Annotated in this window: 14 protein-coding genes; 9 read left to right on the top strand and 5 right to left on the bottom strand. The window is 70.5% G+C overall.

All coding sequences use genetic code 11. The features are described 5' to 3' along the window. Nucleotides 1-22: 22 nt before the first annotated feature. Nucleotides 23-769 carry a pyrimidine reductase family protein gene (locus ACIA47_RS21645; protein ID WP_396710175.1) on the bottom strand — a complete coding sequence of 249 codons (747 nt, stop codon included), beginning with the start codon at nt 767-769 and terminating at the stop codon, nt 23-25. Nucleotides 770-919: 150 nt separating this feature from the next. Between ACIA47_RS21645 and ACIA47_RS21640 the strand changes: the two genes are divergently transcribed. The 6 genes from ACIA47_RS21640 to ACIA47_RS21615 all read left to right on the top strand — a co-directional run bounded on the left by ACIA47_RS21640 (nt 920) and on the right by ACIA47_RS21615 (nt 7,557). Beyond that, nucleotides 920-1,483, top strand: coding sequence for a plasmid pRiA4b ORF-3 family protein (locus ACIA47_RS21640; protein ID WP_203125934.1), 564 nt, complete (start codon nt 920-922; stop codon nt 1,481-1,483). A gap of 303 nt (nt 1,484-1,786) precedes the next feature. After that, entirely contained in the window at nt 1,787-3,076 is a 1,290-nt protein-coding gene (locus ACIA47_RS21635; RefSeq protein ID WP_203125933.1) for an extracellular solute-binding protein, read from the top strand. Nucleotides 3,077-3,185: 109 nt separating this feature from the next. Continuing rightward, nucleotides 3,186-4,157, top strand: a complete 972-nt coding sequence (locus ACIA47_RS21630; RefSeq protein ID WP_203125932.1) for a carbohydrate ABC transporter permease — start codon at nt 3,186-3,188, stop codon at nt 4,155-4,157. Between the two features lie 10 nt (nt 4,158-4,167). Next, entirely contained in the window at nt 4,168-5,010 is an 843-nt protein-coding gene (locus ACIA47_RS21625; RefSeq protein WP_203125931.1) for a carbohydrate ABC transporter permease, read from the top strand. Further along, a complete protein-coding gene (locus tag ACIA47_RS21620; protein WP_091400708.1) occupies nt 5,007-6,428 on the top strand; it encodes a GH1 family beta-glucosidase in 1,422 nt (473 codons plus the stop codon). The genes ACIA47_RS21625 and ACIA47_RS21620 overlap by 4 nt, the downstream gene beginning before the upstream one ends. Before the next feature lie 82 nt (nt 6,429-6,510). After that, nucleotides 6,511-7,557, top strand: coding sequence for a LacI family DNA-binding transcriptional regulator (locus ACIA47_RS21615; RefSeq protein WP_203125930.1), 1,047 nt, complete (start codon nt 6,511-6,513; stop codon nt 7,555-7,557). A 110-nt stretch (nt 7,558-7,667) separates the two neighbouring features. Here the strand turns inward: ACIA47_RS21615 and ACIA47_RS21610 are convergent, their stop codons facing one another. Together ACIA47_RS21610 and ACIA47_RS21605 are read right to left on the bottom strand one after the other, a co-directional pair. Continuing rightward, a complete protein-coding gene (locus ACIA47_RS21610) occupies nt 7,668-8,888 on the bottom strand; it encodes an acyl-CoA dehydrogenase family protein (RefSeq protein ID WP_396710170.1) in 1,221 nt (406 codons plus the stop codon). Further along, nucleotides 8,888-9,967, bottom strand: a complete 1,080-nt coding sequence (locus tag ACIA47_RS21605; protein WP_203122669.1) for a phosphotransferase family protein — start codon at nt 9,965-9,967, stop codon at nt 8,888-8,890. Before ACIA47_RS21605 ends, ACIA47_RS21610 begins: the two co-directional genes overlap by 1 nt. 150 nt (nt 9,968-10,117) lie before the next feature. Between ACIA47_RS21605 and ACIA47_RS21600 the strand changes: the two genes are divergently transcribed. Then, entirely contained in the window at nt 10,118-10,819 is a 702-nt protein-coding gene (locus tag ACIA47_RS21600; RefSeq protein ID WP_203122668.1) for an amino acid-binding protein, read from the top strand. 89 nt (nt 10,820-10,908) lie between these two features. After that, nucleotides 10,909-11,973, top strand: coding sequence for a GNAT family N-acetyltransferase (locus ACIA47_RS21595; RefSeq protein WP_396710167.1), 1,065 nt, complete (start codon nt 10,909-10,911; stop codon nt 11,971-11,973). Between the two features lie 8 nt (nt 11,974-11,981). On the opposite strand, the gene ACIA47_RS21590 is transcribed toward ACIA47_RS21595, so the two are convergent. Further along, complete coding sequence (locus ACIA47_RS21590) at nt 11,982-12,380, bottom strand: VOC family protein (RefSeq protein ID WP_396710165.1); 399 nt, start codon at nt 12,378-12,380, stop codon at nt 11,982-11,984. A 76-nt stretch (nt 12,381-12,456) separates the two neighbouring features. Continuing rightward, entirely contained in the window at nt 12,457-14,022 is a 1,566-nt protein-coding gene (locus ACIA47_RS21585) for an aldehyde dehydrogenase family protein (RefSeq protein ID WP_396710163.1), read from the bottom strand. A 434-nt stretch (nt 14,023-14,456) separates the two neighbouring features. Between ACIA47_RS21585 and ACIA47_RS21580 the strand changes: the two genes are divergently transcribed. Continuing rightward, nucleotides 14,457-17,360, top strand: a complete 2,904-nt coding sequence (locus ACIA47_RS21580; RefSeq protein ID WP_396710161.1) for a glycoside hydrolase family 9 protein — start codon at nt 14,457-14,459, stop codon at nt 17,358-17,360. Nucleotides 17,361-17,497 lie beyond the last annotated feature (137 nt).

Raw genomic sequence — 17,497 nt, 5'->3', positions numbered from 1 at the left:
TGTGTGACCGGGCGACGGCGGGTTACGGGCGGCCGTGGCGGAGCAGGAGGACGCCGTCCTCGGCGGCGAGCACGTGGCGCAGTGGCAGGTGCCGGGGTGGTGCGGCGTCGCCGGCGGTGATCCGGCCGGGGCCGGGCCCGGCCAGCAGCGGCGAGACGGTGAGGCACAGCTCGTCCACCAGGTCGGCGGCGGTGAGCGCGCCGAACAGGTGTGGGCCGCCCTCGCACAGCAGTTGGGTGAGCCCGCGTCGGTGCAGCTCGGCGAGACCGGCGGCCAGGTCGACCCGCTCGGCGCCGCAGCGCAGCACGTCGGCGACGTCGGTCAGCCCGGGCGGCGGATCGGCGTCGGCGTGGGTGAGCACCACCGGGCGGGTCGGCGCGTCGGCGAAGGCGGCCTGCGCCGGATCCAGGTCGAGCGAACCGGAGACGACCACCAACGTCGGGTACTCGGCCAACCGGTTGGCGCGGCGCCAGGCGCGGCGGCGCTCGTTGAGCCGGACCGCCCGGTACTCCTCGTGGCGGAGCGTGCCGGCGGCCACCACCAGGGCGTCGCAGACCATCCGCAGCAGGCCGAAAACCCGCTTGTCCGGCTCGCCGGAGAGCCCGGCGGAGTAGCCGTCCACGGTGACCGCACCGTCCAGGCTGGCCACGAAGTTCATCCGCAGTCGGGGCTTGTCGGCGCGGCCGTAGAGGGCGGTCAGCGCGGCGTCGTCGAGCGGCAGGGTCGACGGCTCGGGCCAGAGCCGTCGGATCGGAATTCCGACGGTCATTCGCCGGCCGGACCGGTGACCGGAGGGGTGGGTTCGGCGGTACGGTGCTGGCAGTCGCACCAGTTCCGGCCCGGGCAGTCGTCGTGTCGCCGGGCCCGGCACGCTCGGCAGATCATGCTCGCAGCCTAAGCCGCGGGAGGACAGGACAGCATGTCGCGTCAGATCTTCCAGCTGAAGATGTCCCTCACGGGGACCCGCCCGCCGGTGTGGCGCCGGGTGCTCGTGCCGGCCGGCTACACGCTGGACCGGCTGCACCGTGTGGTGCAGCACGCGATGGGTTGGCGGGACTGTCACCTGCACTCGTTCGAGATCGACGCGGTGCAGTACGGCGAGCCGGACCCGGACGGGGAGTTGGCGTTGCACGACGAGCTGGACGTGCGGCTCGACGCGGTGCTCGGCAAGGGCAGCCGGTTCTCCTACACGTACGACTTCGGCGACTGGTGGGAGCACGACCTGGTCGTGGAGGACGCGTTGACCGCCGACCCCGACGAGCGGTATCCGGTCTGCCTGGCCGGCGAGCGGGCCTGCCCGCCGGAGGGCGTCGGCGGGCCGTTGGGCTACCAGGCGCTCCTGGAAGCCCTGGACGACCAGAGCGCCACGGCCGACCCCGTCAGCTCCCGCCACGCGATGCTGCGCGACTGGGCGGGTCCGACCTTCGACCCGTCGCGGTTCGACCCCACCCGCGCAACCACCCTCCTCCGCCACTTTTGCTGACCCACCCCGGGCGCGCCTTGTTGATCAAGAAGCTTGCGTCAGCAGGGCTCCGTTCCCTGACCGAAACCTCTTGATCCCCAAGGGTGGGGCAGGGGGTGTGGTTGGGGTGGGCGGGGTGGGTGGGGTCAGCGGTAACGATCTGGGAACGCTCCCAACGCCCTATTGACACTCCCGTTACCCGCCGGCAATCTCATGGGAGCGCTCCCGGAGGTGGCATGAATCACTCACGCATCCCCGGCCTGGCGCGATGAGACACCCCCCACCACATCCACCAGCCTCACCACCGGAAAGAGGGGTCAGCGCATGAGTGTCACCACGCGGCGTACCCGCCTGGCGGCCGCTGCCCTGGCCGCGATCACCGCAATCGGCGGTCTCGCGGCCTGCGGCAACGACGACGACAAGCCGGCGGCCGGCGAGAAGCCGGCCAAGCTGGTCGTCGACACCTTCGGCGAGATGGGCTACGACGAGCTCGTCAAGCAGTACGAGAAGGACACCGGCATCAAGGTCGAGCTGCGCAAGACCGCGCAGCTCGGTGAGTACCGGCCGAAGCTGGTCCGCTACCTGGCCACCGGCAAGGGCGCGGCGGACGTCACCGCCCTGGAAGAGGGCATCCTCAACGAGTTCAAGCCCAACGCGCGCAACTGGGCCGACCTCAACCCGCTGGTTGCCGACCACTCCAAGGAATACCTGCCCTGGAAGTGGGAGCTGGGCAAGGCGCCGGACGGCCGGCTGATCGGCCTGCCGACCGACGTCGGCAGCCTCGCCGTCTGCTACCGCAAGGACCTGTTCCAGGCGGCCGGCCTGCCCACCGAGCGCGACCAGGTGTCGGCGCTCTGGCCGGACTGGAAGGGCTTCCACGACGCCGGTCTGAAGTACAAGCAGGGCAGCGGCGGCAAGGCGTTCATCGACTCGATCACCGCCGTCTCCAACGGTGTGCTCTTCCAGGGCAACGGTGACCTGTTCTACGACAAGGAAGACAACATCATCGCGGACACCAGCCCCGCGGTGAAGAACGCCTGGGACACCGCCACCTCGATGGCGGACATCTCCGCCAAGGCGTCCACCTGGTCGCCGGAGTGGTCGGGTGGCTTCAAGCAGGGCACCTTCGCGGCCACCTTCTGCCCGTCCTGGATGCTCGGCATCGTGTCGGACAACTCCGGTCCGGCCAACAAGGGCAAGTGGGATGTCGCGTCCGTGCCGGGCGGCGGCGGTAACTGGGGCGGCTCGTGGCTCGCGGTTCCGGCGCAGAGCAAGTACCCGAAGGAAGCGGCGAAGCTCGCCGAGTACCTGACCAACGCCAAGAGCCAGGTGGAGGCCTTCAAGCTCAAGGGCCCGCTGCCCACCAACCTGGAGGCGCTGAAGAACGAGGCCTTCCTCGGCTACACCAACGAGTACTTCAGCAACGCGCCGACCGGCAAGATCTTCGGGGAGAGCGTCGCCAAGATCCAGCCGATCCACCTGGGTCCGAAGCACCAGGCGGTGAAGGAGAACGCGCTCGAGCCGGCCCTGCGGGCGTTCGAGAACGGGCAGGCCGACAAGGCCAAGGCCTGGGAGCAGTTCACGAAGGACGCAAAGACTCAGGGTGCCTTCTGAGTGATTCCCTGCCGGTGGCGTTCGGGGTTTCCCGGACGCCACCGGCCGGTCCCCTCCGCGTAGCGCCCTGCGCGAGGGCCCCCGGGCCTCGCCGGAAAAGGAAATTCGCATGAGCCTGTCGGCCACGACGGCACGGCCGTCGCCAGCAGCACCGCCTTCTCCCGACGTCTCTCGCCGACGTCGACGGGGAAGGTTACTCAACCGCCTCGATGTCAAGTACTCGCCGTACCTCTACATCGCCCCGTTCTTTCTGATCTTCGGCGTATTCGGGCTGTACCCGATGCTGCGCACCGCCTGGATGTCGCTGCACGACTGGGACATGATCGGCGAGCACACGTTCATCGGCTTCGACAACTACACCCGGCTGGTGTCCGACGAGTACTTCTGGAACGCGCTGGTCAACACGTTCGGCATCTTCGCCCTGTCGACCATCCCGCAGTTGTTGCTCGCCCTCTTCCTGGCGAACCTGCTCAACCGGAGCCTCCTGCGCGCCAAGACCTTCTTCCGGATGGCCATCTTCATGCCGAACGTGGTGTCGGTGGCCGCGGTCGCGATCGTCTTCGGGATGTTGTTCCAGCGGGAGTTCGGCCTGTTCAACTGGCTGCTCAGCTTCGTCGGTGTCGACCCGGTCGACTGGGACGGGTACCGGTGGAGTTCCTGGACGGCCATCTCCTCCATGGTCAACTGGCGGTGGACCGGGTACAACACCCTGATCCTGCTCGCCGGCATGCAGGCGATCCCGAAGGACCTCTACGAGGCCGCGGAGATCGACGGTGCCAGTCCCTGGCGACAGTTCTGGCAGATCACCCTGCCCATGCTCAAGCCCACCTTCATCTTCGTGGTCATCCTGTCCACGATCGGCGGCATGCAGCTCTTCACCGAGCCCCTGCTCTTCGGCAACGGCAACATCATCGGCGGCAACCAGCGGGAGTTCCAGACGCTGGCCATGTACATGTACGAGATGGGCATCGTGAACCTGAACACCGCCGGCTACGGAGCCGCGGTCGCCTGGGCCATCTTCATGATCATCATCGTGGTGTCGCTGTTCAACTTCCTACTCGTCCGCCGCTCGGCGAAGTGAGGAGAGATCGATGATCTCGGCTTCCCAGCGCCTGTGGCGCACCAGCCCGCTGACCTACCTGGCGCTTGTCCTGGCGGCGCTGCTGTCGATCTACCCGTTCTACTACATGCTGGTGATCGGCACGCGCAGCCTGGACAACATCAACGACGTACCGCCGCCGTTGACCCCCGGTAGCGCGTTCGGTGACAACTTCGGCCGGGTGCTCGACAACGACGCCGCCAACTTCCTCACCGGCATGATGAACTCGATCATCGTCTCCTCGGTGGTCACCGTCTCGGTGGTGCTCACCGGTTCGCTGGCCGGGTTCGCCTTCGCCAAGCTGAAGTTCCGCGGCAGCAACGCCCTCCTGCTGGCGATCATCGTCACCATGATGATCCCCACCCAGATGGGGCTCATCCCGCTCTGGGGCATGATGCAGGACCTGGGGTGGTACGACACCCTCTACGCGGTCACCGTGCCGTTCCTGGTCACCGCCTTCGGCGTGTTCATGATGCGGCAGTACGCCAGCCAGGCGATCTCCGACGAGCTGATCGAGGCCGGCCGCGTCGACGGCGCGAGCACGTTCCGGATCTACTGGAGCATCGTGCTGCCCGCGCTGCGTCCCGCCGCCGGCGTCCTTGGTCTGCTGACCTTCATGGAGACCTGGAACTCGTTCCTCTGGCCGTACGCCATCCTCACCCCGGAGAACCCGACCCTGCAGGTCTCGCTCTCCTTCCTCTCGTACGCCTACTACACCGACTACTCCCAGGTGTTCGCCGCCACGGCGATCGGGACCATCCCCCTGGTAATCGTCTTTCTCGTGTTCGGCCGCCAGATCATTGGCGGGATCATGGAAGGTGCCGTCAAGTCGTGAGCAACCCCGCCAGCCCACCCGCCGTCGACGTCCTCGACGAGCGGCCCGGGCTGACCTTTCCACCCGGATTCCTCTGGGGGGCCGCGACGGCGGCGTACCAGATCGAGGGAGCGGCGGCCGTGGACGGCCGTGCCCCGTCGATCTGGGACACCTTCAGCCACACCGAGGGTCGGGTCGTCGCCGGGCACACCGGGGACGTGGCGTGCGACCACTACCACCGCCTCGGCGACGACGTCGCGTTGATGGCCGAGCTGGGCCTGAAGTCGTACCGTTTCTCGGTTTCCTGGTCCCGGGTGCAGCCCACCGGCACCGGCGCGGCCAACCCGGGCGGCCTGGACTTCTACCGGCGGCTGGTGGACGAGCTGCTGGCCAACGGCATCGAGCCGTGGCTCACCCTCTACCACTGGGACCTGCCGCAGCCGTTGGAGGACGCCGGCGGCTGGCCGGCGCGGGACACCGCGGCCCGCTTCGCCGACTACACCACCCTGGTGGCCGACGCGCTCGGTGACCGAGTGCGCTACTGGACCACGCTGAACGAGCCGTGGTGCTCCGCGTTCCTCGGCTACGGCTCCGGCGTGCACGCCCCCGGCCGCACCAACGGAGCGGACGCGGTGCGTGCCGGACACCACCTGATGCTCGGTCACGGCCTGGCCGTGCAGGCACTGCGGGCCGCCCGGCCGGCAGCCGAGGTGGGCGTTACCGTCAACCTCTACCCGGTCGACCCGGCCAGTGACAGTCCCGCCGACTCCGACGCCGCTCGGCGGATCGACGGGTTGGCCAACCGGTTCTTCCTCGACCCGCTGCTGCGCGGGTCGTACCCGGAGGACCTGGTGGCCGACCTCAGCACGGTGACCGACTTCGAACACGTGCGCGACGGCGACCTGGCGACCATCTCCACGCCGCTGGACCTGGTCGGGGTCAACTACTACAGCCGGCACGTGGTCGCCGCGCCGGTCGAGGGCGTGGAGGCCGACCCGGCCCCCTCGTGCTGGCCGGGCAGCGAGGACGTCCGGTTCGTCACCCGTGGCGTCCCGGTCACCGACATGGGCTGGGAGATCGACGCCCCGGGTCTGACCGAGACGCTGCGCCGGGTGAACGGCTACACCGACCTGCCCCTGTACGTCACCGAAAACGGTTCCGCGTTCGTCGACTCGGTGGTCGACGGGCAGGTCGACGACGTCGATCGGCTGGCCTACTTCGACGCCCACCTGCGCGCCGCCCACGAGGCGATCGACGCCGGAGTGCCTCTGCGGGGATACTTTGCCTGGTCGCTGATGGATAATTTCGAATGGGCCTGGGGTTACACCAAGCGGTTCGGCATGATCCACGTCGACTACGACAGTCAGGTTCGCACCCCCAAGTCCAGCGCCAAGTGGTATGCCTCGGTGATCCGGCGCAACGGTCTGGCCGCACAATAGGCTCGGGCCAGCCATCAGGACGGCCCCGGCGTTCACCTCCCGCAGGTGACGCCGGGTCCGCCCGCCGTCGGAGGAGCAGACGATGACAACGCAGCGCACCCGGTCGCTCGGGCGCCCGACCCTCGACGCGGTCGCGGCGCGTGCCGGCGTCGGTCGGGGCACGGTCTCCCGCGTGGTCAACGGCTCGCCCCAGGTCAGCCCGGAGGCCCGGGCCGCGGTCCAACAGGCCATCGCAGAGCTGGGGTACGTGCCGAACCGGGCCGCCCGTGCGCTCGTGACCCAGCGGACCGACTCCGTCGCGCTTGTGGTGTCCGAATCCGGCGAGCGGGTCTTCACCGAGCCGTTCTTCGCCGCGATCGTGCGGGGGATCAGCTCCGGGCTGCTGGAGACGCCGATGCAGCTCTGGCTGGCCATGGCCCAGTCGTCGGTGGAGCGGGAACGGGTCGAGCACCACCTCACCAACCAGCACGTCGATGGCGTACTGCTGTTGTCGTTGCACGACTCCGACCCGCTGCCGACGCTGCTCGAGGAGCGCGGCCTTCCCGCCGTGCTCGGCGGTCGGCCCGCCCGGATGCTGCAACCCGGCGCCCAACCGGCCTGGTTTGTCGACGTGGACAACGTTGGCGGGGCCCGGCAGGCGGTGGAGTACCTGACGAGGCAGGGGCGGCGACGCGTCGCCACCATCGCCGGTCCGCAGGACATGGGTGCCGGCCTGGCCCGGTTGACCGGTTACACCGAGGCGGTCAAGGCCACCGGCGCCAGCGTCAACCCCGACCTGATCGCGTACGGCGACTTCAGCGAGGGCAGCGGCGCGGCCGGAATGCGCCGGCTACTGGACGTCTGCCCGGACCTGGACGCGGTCTTCGTCGCCTCCGACCTCATGGCGTTCGGTGCGCTGCGTACCCTGCGCGAGGCCGGCCGCCGCGTGCCGCAGGACGTCGCGGTGATCGGGTTCGACGACGCGACCATCGCCCGACAGGCCGAACCGCCGCTGACCACGGTCTTTCAGCCGGTGGAGGAGATGGGCCGGCAGATGGCCCGCCTGCTGGTGGCCCGGATCCGTGGCGAGGAGCTACCCGCCTCCCACATCCTCCTGGACACCCAACTGGTCCACCGAGCCTCCGCCTAACCCCACACCCCACCCCCACCCACCCCTGGTTGATCACGAAGTTACTGCCATGACACGCCGATGCGGAGGGCAATAACTTCATGATCAACGAGGGGTGAGCGGAGCGGCGGTCAGGCGGGGGTGGGGGCCCAGCGGCGGAGTTCGCGCTTGGCCAGGGAGTTGCGGTGCACCTCGTCGGGACCGTCGGCGAGGCGCAGGGTGCGGGTCTGCGCCCAGAGGGCGGCCAGTGGCGTGTCCTGGCTGACGCCGGCGCCGCCGTAGGCCTGGATAGCCTTGTCGATCACCCATTCCGCCATCGCCGGCGTGCCGATCTTGATGGCCTGGATCTCGGTGTGCGCGCCCTTGTTGCCCACGGTGTCCATCAGCCAGGCCGTCTTGAGCACCAGCAGCCGGGCCTGCTCGATGCGGACTCGGGACTCGGCGATCCACTCCCGGACCACGCCCTGCTCGGCCAGCGGTCGGCCGAACGCGATCCGTTCGTTCGCACGGCGGCAGAGCAGCTCCAATGCCCGCTCAGCCATTCCGATTAATCGCATGCAGTGGTGGATCCGGCCCGGCCCCAGCCGGGCCTGGGCGATGGCGAAGCCGGTGCCCTCGGCGCCGATCAGATTCTCCGCGGGCACCCGGACGTCGGTGAAGTCGATCTCGGCGTGCCCGCCGTGGGAACCGTCGGTGTAGCCGAAGACGGTCATGCCCCGGCGCACGGTGACTCCGGGGGTGTCCCGGGGAACCAGCACCATGCTCTGCTGGCGGTGGCGATCGGCGGTGGTGTCGGTCTTGCCCATCACGATGAAGATCTCGCAGCGCGGATCCATGGCCCCGGACGACCACCACTTCCGTCCGTTGATCACGTACTCGTCGCCGTCGCGGGTGATCCGGGTGGCGATGTTTGTGGCGTCGGAGGACGCGACGTCCGGCTCGGTCATGCAGAAAGCCGAGCGGATCTCACCCTCCAGCAGCGGCATCAGCCAGCGCTGCTGCTGCGCCTCCGACCCGAACTCGGCCAGCAGCTCCATGTTGCCGGTGTCCGGTGCCGCGCAGTTGACCGCCTCCGGCGCGAGGTGCGGGCTGCGCCCGGTCAGCTCGGCCAGGGGGGCGTACTGGAGGTTGGTCAGGCCGGCGCCGTAACGCGGGTCGGGCAGGAAGAGGTTCCACAGGCCGCGCTTGCGGGCCTCCGCCTTCAGTTCGCCCAACACCGGGGTACGCGACCACGGGTCCCCGGCGGCCACCTGCTCGGCGTGCACGGCCTCGGCCGGGTAGACGTGCTCGGTCAGGAACCGGGTCAGCTCGGCGCGCAGCTCCTCGGTCCGGCTGTCGTATGAAAAGTCCATCACCGCTCCCTGGCGGCGGTCAGCCCGTGCGCGACCAGCGGTGCCACCATCTCGCCGATCCGGTCGAAGCCCTCGCCGAGCGTCTGCCCGAGCGTGTGGCGGTAGTGGATGCCCTCGCAGATGACAGCGAGCTTGAAACAGCCCAGCGCCACGTGCCAGTGCAGCGGCCCGACGTCGACATCGCTGCGGCGGGCGTACCGCTCGATCAGCTCGCTGCCGGTGGGGAAGCCGGCGCGCGGGCCGAGCCCGTCGGCGACGGGGTTGCCAGCGGCGGTGTCGCTGCCGCCGAGCACGTCCCAGTACGTCAGCAGCAGCCCCAGGTCGGCGAGGGGGTCGCCGAGGGTGGCCATCTCCCAGTCGAGCACCGCGTGCACGGCGACCGGGTCGGCCGAGGCGAGGAGGTTGTCCAGCCGGTAGTCGCCGTGCACGATCCGGCCGGCGTTCGCGCCCTCCGGGGCGGTCGCCGCGAGCAGGTCACGCAGCTCGTCGATGTCGGGCAGCGGCCGGCTGCGGGAGCGGTCGAGTTGCCCGGCCCAGCGGCGGACCTGCCGGGCGAGGTAGCCCTCGGGGCGGCCGAAGTCAGCCAACCCGACGGTGGACGGCTCGACGTTGTGCAGCGCGGCGAGCGTGTCCATCATCGCCATGGCGAGGGCCCGGCGTCGTTCGTCGCCCAGGGGGTCGGTCTGCGCGCGGGTGCGGAACACCTCGCCGGGCATCCGCTCCATGAGGTAGAACGGCGCGCCGATCACCTCGGGGTCGGTGCAGAGCAGCAGCGCGCCCGGGACCGGCACCTCGGTCGGTGCCAGCGCCGAGATGACCCGGAACTCGCGCGCCATGTCGTGCGCGGTCGCCAGCACGTGCCCCAGCGGGGGGCGGCGCAGCACGACCTCACGGTCGCCGAGGCGCAGAAGGTAGGTGAGGTTGGACTTGCCGCCCGCGATCAGCTGGGCCCGCAGCGGCCCGGTGAGCAGCTCGGGTCGGTGCTCCGCCAGGTAGTCGGCGAGTCGGTCCAGGGCCAGCCCCGCTGGGGAGGCCGGGACGGCCTTCGACCGTGACGCATCGACGGCCGGATCACTCATCCGACTAGTTGATGGCAGCCCGTTCACGTTGTCAAGGTCAGAATTTCCCCAAGGGACATGCCTCTGCAACAGGGACGAAATGGTCAACTACCAGGCTGGGGCCAGCCTGCCGGCCGCTCTTTCGCCGGCCCGCCGAGCGGAGGGACAGACATGTTGCTGCGAGTTCGGGTCACCCTGCCGGACCGTCCGGGCACCCTCGGTCAGGTCGCCCGCACCTTGGGCGTCTCCGGGGCGGACATCGTCCAGGTGGTGGTCCTCGAACGGCTCGGCGGGCGCGCGGTGGACGACTTCACTGTCGTCTGGCCGGGCGCGGCGCGGGTCGAGCGGCTGCTGGCTGGCCTGGCGGCGATACCGGGGGTGCGGGTGGACGGTGTGTGGCGGGCGATCGGCGCGCCCACCACCACCGGCCAGGACGCGGAGCTGTTGGCCCAGGTCGCGGCCAACCCTGCCGACGGGTTGGCCACACTGGTCGACGCGGTGCCGGGGCTGCTGGCCGCCGACTGGGCCGTGGCCGCCGTGGTGCCGGTCGACTGGGCCTCGCGGAGCGGGGGCGGCGGGGCGACCGTGGGGTACGCGAGCTGGCGTGCCCCCGTACCCCCGCGGTTGCCGGAGGTGACTCCGCTGCGCGGTCGGTCGATGACCACGCCCGACGGCACCCACCACGCGATCGCGCCGTTCGGCCGGGCGGGCCTGGTGCTGGTGGTGGCCCGTGAGCGCAGCGAGACCCTTTCCGCCGCGGCGTTCCACAGCACCGAGGTGGATCGGCTCACCCAGCTCGTCCGCGCCTGCGCGGTGATCCTCGGTGACCGACTCGATCTCGTCGGCGCGCCGCCGGTGGTTGCCGGCTCCTGAGCGGCCTGAGGAGTTCCCGGGCCGACACCGCCGGGCAACCGGGCGGCAACAGGCGGGGTTGAGGCTCTTACCGGGGAAGGGAGCCAACCATGACGTTGTGGCGGATCCGAGCGACGGTGGACGACCGACCGGGTTACCTGTCGGTGCTCACGGCGAGCCTCGCGCTGCGTGGGGTCAACATCCTCACCGTGCAGGTGCAGCCCACCGAGCAGGGCGCGGTGGACGATTTCCTGGTCGACGCGCCGGACGCGCTCGACGAGGCCGAGCTGATCGTCGCCGTCGAGCGTGGTCGGGGTCGGGACTGCTGGGTGGCGCGCAGCGAGGCGCGTGGTCTGGCCGACCAGCCCACCCGGGTGCTCGGGCTGGCCAACCGGCTGGTGCGTGACCCGGACGCGACGGGCGAGGCGTTGCGGACCCTGCTCGCCGCCGACGTCGTCAGCTGGCGACCAGCGTCGGTCGGCGGCGAACGGGGGATCACCGGGGCCGACATGCTGTTGGCCGACCCGGCGGGCGGTTCGTTCGCGCTGCGCCGGGCCGCGCCCGACTTCACCCCGGCGGAGTACGCGCGGGCGCAGGCCCTGGTCGAGCTGGCCGCCACAGTGGCGCGCCGGGCCGCCGAACAGGTCACAGTGGTGCTGCCCGACGGCGCGGAGGTGGCCGTCCGGCCGGCCAGCGCCCACGACCTGCCCGGCGTGGTGGAGCTGCACGAGGCGTGCTCACCGCGTAGCCGGCAGCGGCGTTACCTGGGCGGGGCGACGCTGCCGCAGCCGGCCCGCCTGCGTCGACTGCTGGAGCCGAGCCGAGGGCTGACGCTGATCGCCAGCACCACCGGCTCCGACGGCACGGCCGAGTCGGTGGTCGCCATGGCGAACCTGCTTGGCGAGGGCGACGAGGCCGAGGTGGCGCTGCTGGTGCGGGACGACTGGCAGCGGCGTGGGCTCGGCTCGGCGTTGCTGCGCCGGGTGGTCCAGCACGCCGACCGGTCCGGGTACGCGGCGCTGGTGCTGCACGTGCAGGCCACCAACGACCCGATGCTGCGTACGCTGCGCCGGCTGGGCCGGCCCGCTGCGGCGGAGCGCGACGGCGGGCTGCTCACCCTCACCGTCCCGCTTGCCGTCGCCGCCGCGGCGGACCGGAGGGGCGCGTTCGCCTAAGGCCCTGCTCAGGGTCGGGACGGCTCGCGGCGGCCCGAGACGCAGAACCGGTTGCCCTCCGGGTCGGCGAGCACCACGTACGGCGGCTCGGTCGGGTGTGGATCGGTGGGATAGTGCCGCCAGCCGACGATCCGCGCGCCGAGGGCGAGCAGCCGGTCGAGTTCCTCGTCGAGGGGTCGGTCGCCGGCGTCCAGATCCAGGTGGAGCCGGGGGAACTCCCGCACGGGGCTCTCGCTGAGGTCCATCGCGAGGGCCGCGCCCGACACCCCCGGTGGCGGCTCCAGCACGATCCACTCGTCGCCGCTGAATCGGGGCTCGCGGCGACGGTAGCCGAGGGCCGCGGCCCAGAACGTGCCTGCCCGCTCGGCGTCGGACACGCCCAGGGAGAGCTGCGCGATCAATGCCATCTCCCGACGGTACGCGCCGACGAGGGCCCCTTGTGCGCGGCGAGCGTCCACAAGGGGGCCTCTCCCGTTGCGGTGCTCAGGTGGTGGGGTAGCTGTTGTAGTCGGGGAAGTTGCCGTAGAGCCGGCTGTCTCCGCCGACGGTGACGGCCTGCACCAGCAGGTCGCCGCCGACGAACGCGCCCTTCCAGGAGGCGCCCCGGCCGCCGAACGGTTCGTCCCGGTCACCGCGTGAGCGCGGTTTGTTGATGCCCACCTTGAACGCCTGCAGGTCCACGGCGAGCTTGCCGGCCTCGTCGGTGTCGTCGCAGGCCAGCGAGGCCACCAGCGCGCCGTTGGAGGCGTTCATCGCGGCCAGCAGCTCGTCGGTGGTGTCCACCACGACGATCGTGTCGACCGGCCCGAAAGGCTCGGCGTGCATCAGCCGGGACCGTCCGGGAGGGGCGAGCAGCACCGACGGCGCCACGTACGCCGAGGTGTCCTGCCCGGGAAGGAACGGCGCGCCGGTGAGCTTGCCCCGGTGCAGTGGGATCGCGCCGCCGCGGACCGCCTCGTCGACAGTGCGGCGTAGCTCCTCGGCCTTGGCGGCGCTGATCAGCGGCCCGAAGTCCAGCTCGGGCAGCGGGTCACCGGCGGCCCAGTCGTCGCCGACGGCGAGCGGGTGACCGAAGCGGACCGAGCGGACGACCGGCAGGTACATGTCGAGGAACTCGTCGACCAGGTCGCGCTGCACCACGAACCGGGGGTACGCGGTGCAGCGCTGCTTGCCGTACTCGAAGCCCTTCCTGAGGTGCGTGGCGAGCAGGTTCCACTGGGAGAAGTTCCAGATGCCCCAGGCGTTGAGACCCTCCTGCTCGATGAAGTGCCGCTTGTCGCTGTCGAGCAGTGCGGCGGCCACCTTGCCGCCGTTGGACCGGCCGCCGACGAACGCCACCGCGCCGATCTCGGGTGCCCGGACCAGCACCTCGGACAGCTCCCCGCCGCTGCCGGAGACGAGCGTGGCGGGCAGCCCGGCCCGGCGCATCAGCGCGTGCGCGACGGTCAGGCACACCGCGCCGCCCTGGGACGGGGTCTTGGCGATGACCGCGTTGCCGGCCAGGAGCTGCACCAGTTCGGCGTGCACCAGCACGCTCATCGGGTAGTTCCACGACGCGATGTTGCTGACCGGGCCGGGCAGCGGCTCGCGGCCGTCGGTGAGCATCCGGTCGATCTCGCCCGCGTACCAGCGGACGCCGTCGAGCGCCCGGTCCACGTCGGCGCAGGCCAGCCGCCACGGCTTGCCGATCTCCCACACCAGCAGCAGGGCGAGCAGGTCGCGGTGGGCGGTGAGCGAGTCCAGGGCCTCGGCGACCCGGGCCTTGCGGTCGGCCAGCGGGGTCTGGGCCCAGGCCCGGTGCGCGTCGGCGGCGTGGGCGACCGCGGCGCGCGCGGTGGTCGCGTCGACCCGGGGCAGGTTGATGAGGACGGTGTTGTCCACCGGGGTGCGAACCGGGGCGGGCTGGCCGACCGCCCGCCATTCGCCCTCGACCAGGTTGTGCACTGTGGTGACGCCGTCGACCTCGGTGCCGAACGCCTCCGGGGTGGCGGCCACCGCGCGGGCCAGGATGCCGGTCCAGGCGGTGTCGTCTGCGAGTCGTAGTGCCATCGCTTCTCCTCAGGGTTGACCAGGGAGCGGCGGCGTCGACGGCACCGCTGGTGAGCGGTACTGTCTCGCGCCTGGTAGTGGGTCAGCAACAGTACGTTTGTCTGGCTGGCCGCCGAAGCGCCCGAACGGTGCGGTGATCTTTCCCGAGGCTTTCCGCTTGAGCTGCGCATACATCGAACATCGATCGACATATGTCGATGGTGTGAGATGGTCCGCAATGGTTACTCGCCAGTACGGGAGCGGCGCCGAACGCGTCCGCCCTGGTCGGGCAGGCTTCCCAACCAGCGGCCCGCCCATTACATTGTCGGTTATCCATGGGAGCGCTTCCATGACCCGTGGTCACACCGCCACCCCGCTGTCGCCGGTGGCCGTGCCGCCCGTACGCCGTCCCGCGTCGGTGCGACCGCCGGCGGCGCCTCCGACAGGAGTCCGCCATGCGCCACCTGACCCGGCCGTTCAGCGGCCAGCCCGGCCGGTCGCCGGCCGCCGACCAGCCCTGGCCGCGGCGACTGCTGGCCCTCGGCGTCGCGCTGCTCACCGGCGCGTCCCTCGCGGTGACCGCACCACCGTCCGGGCCCGCCTCAGCCGCGCCGGCGGCGACCTACAACTACGCAGAGGCGTTGCAGAAGTCCCTGCTCTTCTACGAGGCGCAGCAGTCCGGTCGACTGCCCGACTGGAACCGGGTCTCCTGGCGCGGAGACAGCGCACTCACCGACGGCGCCAGCGCGGGCGTGGACCTCACCGGCGGCTGGTACGACGCCGGCGACCACGTCAAGTTCGGTTTCCCGATGGCATTCAGCGCCACAATGCTCGCCTGGGGCGCGGTCGAGTACCGCAGTGGCTACACCTCGTCCGGGCAACTGCCGCACCTGCTCAACAACCTGCGCTTCGTCAACGACTACTTCATCAAGGCGCACCCGTCGGCCAACGTCCTCTACGGACAGGTCGGCAAGGGCGACGACGACCACAAGTGGTGGGGCCCGGCCGAGGTGATGCCGATGGCGCGGCCCGCGTACAAGATCGATGCGAGCTGTGGCGGCGCGGATCTGGCGGGGGAGACGGCGGCCGCGATGGCCGGCTCCTCGATGGTGTTCCGGCCCACCGACGCCGCCTACGCGGACAAGCTGCTGGGCCACGCCCGGCAGCTCTACACCTTCGCCGACACCGTGCGGAAGGCCTACCACGAGTGCATCACCGACGCCACGAGCTTCTACCGCTCGTGGAGCGGCTGGCAGGACGAGCTGGTCTGGGCCGCGATCTGGCTGCACCGGGCCACCGGCGAGGCCAGCTACCTGGCCAAGGCCGAGAGTGAGTACGACAAGCTCGGCACCGAGAACCAGTCCACCACCCGCTCCTACAAGTGGACGATCGCCTGGGACAACAAGCAGTTCGGCGCGTACGTGCTGCTGGCCAACCTGACCGGCAAGCAGAAGTACGTCGACGACGCCAACCGGTGGCTGGACTACTGGACCGTCGGGGTGAACGGGCAGCGGGTGCCGTACTCGCCGGGCGGGATGGCGGTGCTCGACTCCTGGGGCGCGCTGCGCTACGCCGCGAACACCTCGTTCGCCGCGCTTGTCTACAGCGACAAGACCACCGACACCACCCGCAAGGCGCGCTACCACGACTTCGCCGTCCGGCAGATCAACTACGCGCTCGGCGACAACCCCCGCAACTCCAGCTACGTCATCGGGTTCGGCGCCAACGCACCGAAGAACCCGCACCACCGCACCGCGCACGGCTCCTGGTGGGACAGCCAGACCGTGCCGGTCCAGACCCGGCACACCCTCTACGGCGCGCTGGTCGGCGGCCCGTCCTCGGCCAACGACGCGTACAGCGACAGCCGCTCGGACTACGTGATGAACGAGGTGGCCACCGACTACAACGCCGGCTTCACGTCCGCGCTGGTCCGGCTGACCTCCGAGTACGGCGGCACACCGCTGGCGAACTTCCCGGTCGCCGAGACGCCGGACATCGACGAGCTGACAGTGGAGACCACTGTGACGCAGGCCGAACCTCGGGCCACCGGGCTCAAGGTGATGGTCTACAACAAGTCCGCGTTCCCGGCCCGCGCGCTGACCGACGGCCGGTTCCGCTACTACTTCCGGCCCGACGGCACCGGCCCGGTGCAGGTCACCGCCGGCTACACCCAGGGCTGCCCGTCCCCGACCACGGCCAAGCAGTTCAGCGGTGACATCTGGTACGTCGAGGTGGACTGCGCCGGGCACACCATCGCCCCGGCGGGTCAGTCGCAGCACCGGATGGAGGTCCAGTTCAAGATCGGCGTGCCGGAGGGCGGCACCTGGGACCCGACCAACGACCCGTCGTACCAGGCCACCGCCGGGCCCAACCGGAAGGTCCCGCTCTACTCCGGCGCCACCCGCGTCTGGGGCGAGGAGCCGGGCCCGGTCGTACCGGACACCACCAAGCCGACCGTCCCGGGTACTCCCGTGGCGTCCAACCTCGGCCCTCGCACTGTCACCCTGACCTGGGCACCATCCACGGACAGCGGCGGCAGCGGCCTCGCCGGGTACGACGTCCGCGAGTTCATGGTCGGTAACGACGTGGTGGCTACCCGACGGGTCACCGAGAACTCGATCACCATCACCACGCTGCTGCCGGAGCGGACGTTCGAGTACACCATCGTGGCGCGCGACGGCGCTGGCAACGAGTCGGCCGCCTCGCCGAAGCTCAGCGTGACCACGCCACCGGCCGGCACCGCCGACACCACAGCGCCGAGCACCCCCGGCACGCCGGTCGCCTCGGCCGTCACCGCCACCGGGCTCACCCTCGCCTGGACCCCGTCGACCGACAACGTGGGCGTCACCGGTTACCGGGTCTACCGCGAGGCAGGCGCCACCGACGCGCTGGTCGGTTCGCCGACCGGCACCACCCAGGCGGTGTCCGGGCTGACCGCCTCGACGGCGTACCAGTTCTACGTTGTGGCCGTGGACGCGGCGGGCAACACCTCCGCGGCGTCCACGCCGGTCGCGGTGACCACAGCGTCCCCGCCGGTCGGCGGCACCTGCACGGTGGGGTACGCCACCACCGACTGGGGCGGCGGCTTCACCGCCAACGTGTCGATCACCAACACCGGCACCACAGCGATCAACGGCTGGACCCTGCGGTTCAGCTTCCCCGGCGGGCAGAGCGTCAGTCAGGGCTGGTCGGCGGCGATCAGCCAGAGCGGCGCGGCGGTCACCGCCACGAACCTGTCCTACAACGGCACGATCGCGGCGGGCGCGTCGGTGAGCTTCGGCTTCAACGGCACGTACAGCGGCGCCAACCCGAAACCGACTGCCATCACCGTCAACGACACCCCCTGCACCATCGCCTGACCGGCACCGCGACGAGGTCTTGGACAGTTACCGTTCCACCCGGACTATTCAGTCCCATGACATCTGTCAGTGATGAAGTCCCGATACATGTGTCACTTGGTAGGGATCTTGGGTGTGCTGGTACACGGTGCCTGGCA

Origin of the sequence: Micromonospora sp. NPDC051227 (assembly GCF_044455385.1) — a bacterium.
In the GTDB taxonomy this organism is placed as follows: domain Bacteria; phylum Actinomycetota; class Actinomycetes; order Mycobacteriales; family Micromonosporaceae; genus Micromonospora.
Note: the sequence above shows the minus strand (reverse complement) of the source record. Positions and strands in the feature narration are given on the sequence as shown.

Bases quoted from the DNA above. Each gene is read 5' to 3' on its own strand.
- ACIA47_RS21645 (WP_396710175.1), bottom strand. From the start codon at position 769: ATGACCGTCGGAATTCCGATCCGACGGCTCTGGCCCGAGCCGTCGACC.
- ACIA47_RS21640 (WP_203125934.1), top strand. From the start codon at position 920: ATGTCGCGTCAGATCTTCCAGCTGAAGATGTCCCTCACGGGGACCCGC.
- ACIA47_RS21635 (WP_203125933.1), top strand. From the start codon at position 1,787: ATGAGTGTCACCACGCGGCGTACCCGCCTGGCGGCCGCTGCCCTGGCC.
- ACIA47_RS21630 (WP_203125932.1), top strand. From the start codon at position 3,186: ATGAGCCTGTCGGCCACGACGGCACGGCCGTCGCCAGCAGCACCGCCT.
- ACIA47_RS21625 (WP_203125931.1), top strand. From the start codon at position 4,168: ATGATCTCGGCTTCCCAGCGCCTGTGGCGCACCAGCCCGCTGACCTAC.
- ACIA47_RS21615 (WP_203125930.1), top strand. From the start codon at position 6,511: ATGACAACGCAGCGCACCCGGTCGCTCGGGCGCCCGACCCTCGACGCG.
- ACIA47_RS21610 (WP_396710170.1), bottom strand. From the start codon at position 8,888: ATGGACTTTTCATACGACAGCCGGACCGAGGAGCTGCGCGCCGAGCTG.
- ACIA47_RS21605 (WP_203122669.1), bottom strand. From the start codon at position 9,967: ATGAGTGATCCGGCCGTCGATGCGTCACGGTCGAAGGCCGTCCCGGCC.
- ACIA47_RS21600 (WP_203122668.1), top strand. From the start codon at position 10,118: ATGTTGCTGCGAGTTCGGGTCACCCTGCCGGACCGTCCGGGCACCCTC.
- ACIA47_RS21595 (WP_396710167.1), top strand. From the start codon at position 10,909: ATGACGTTGTGGCGGATCCGAGCGACGGTGGACGACCGACCGGGTTAC.
- ACIA47_RS21590 (WP_396710165.1), bottom strand. From the start codon at position 12,380: ATGGCATTGATCGCGCAGCTCTCCCTGGGCGTGTCCGACGCCGAGCGG.
- ACIA47_RS21585 (WP_396710163.1), bottom strand. From the start codon at position 14,022: ATGGCACTACGACTCGCAGACGACACCGCCTGGACCGGCATCCTGGCC.
- ACIA47_RS21580 (WP_396710161.1), top strand. From the start codon at position 14,457: ATGCGCCACCTGACCCGGCCGTTCAGCGGCCAGCCCGGCCGGTCGCCG.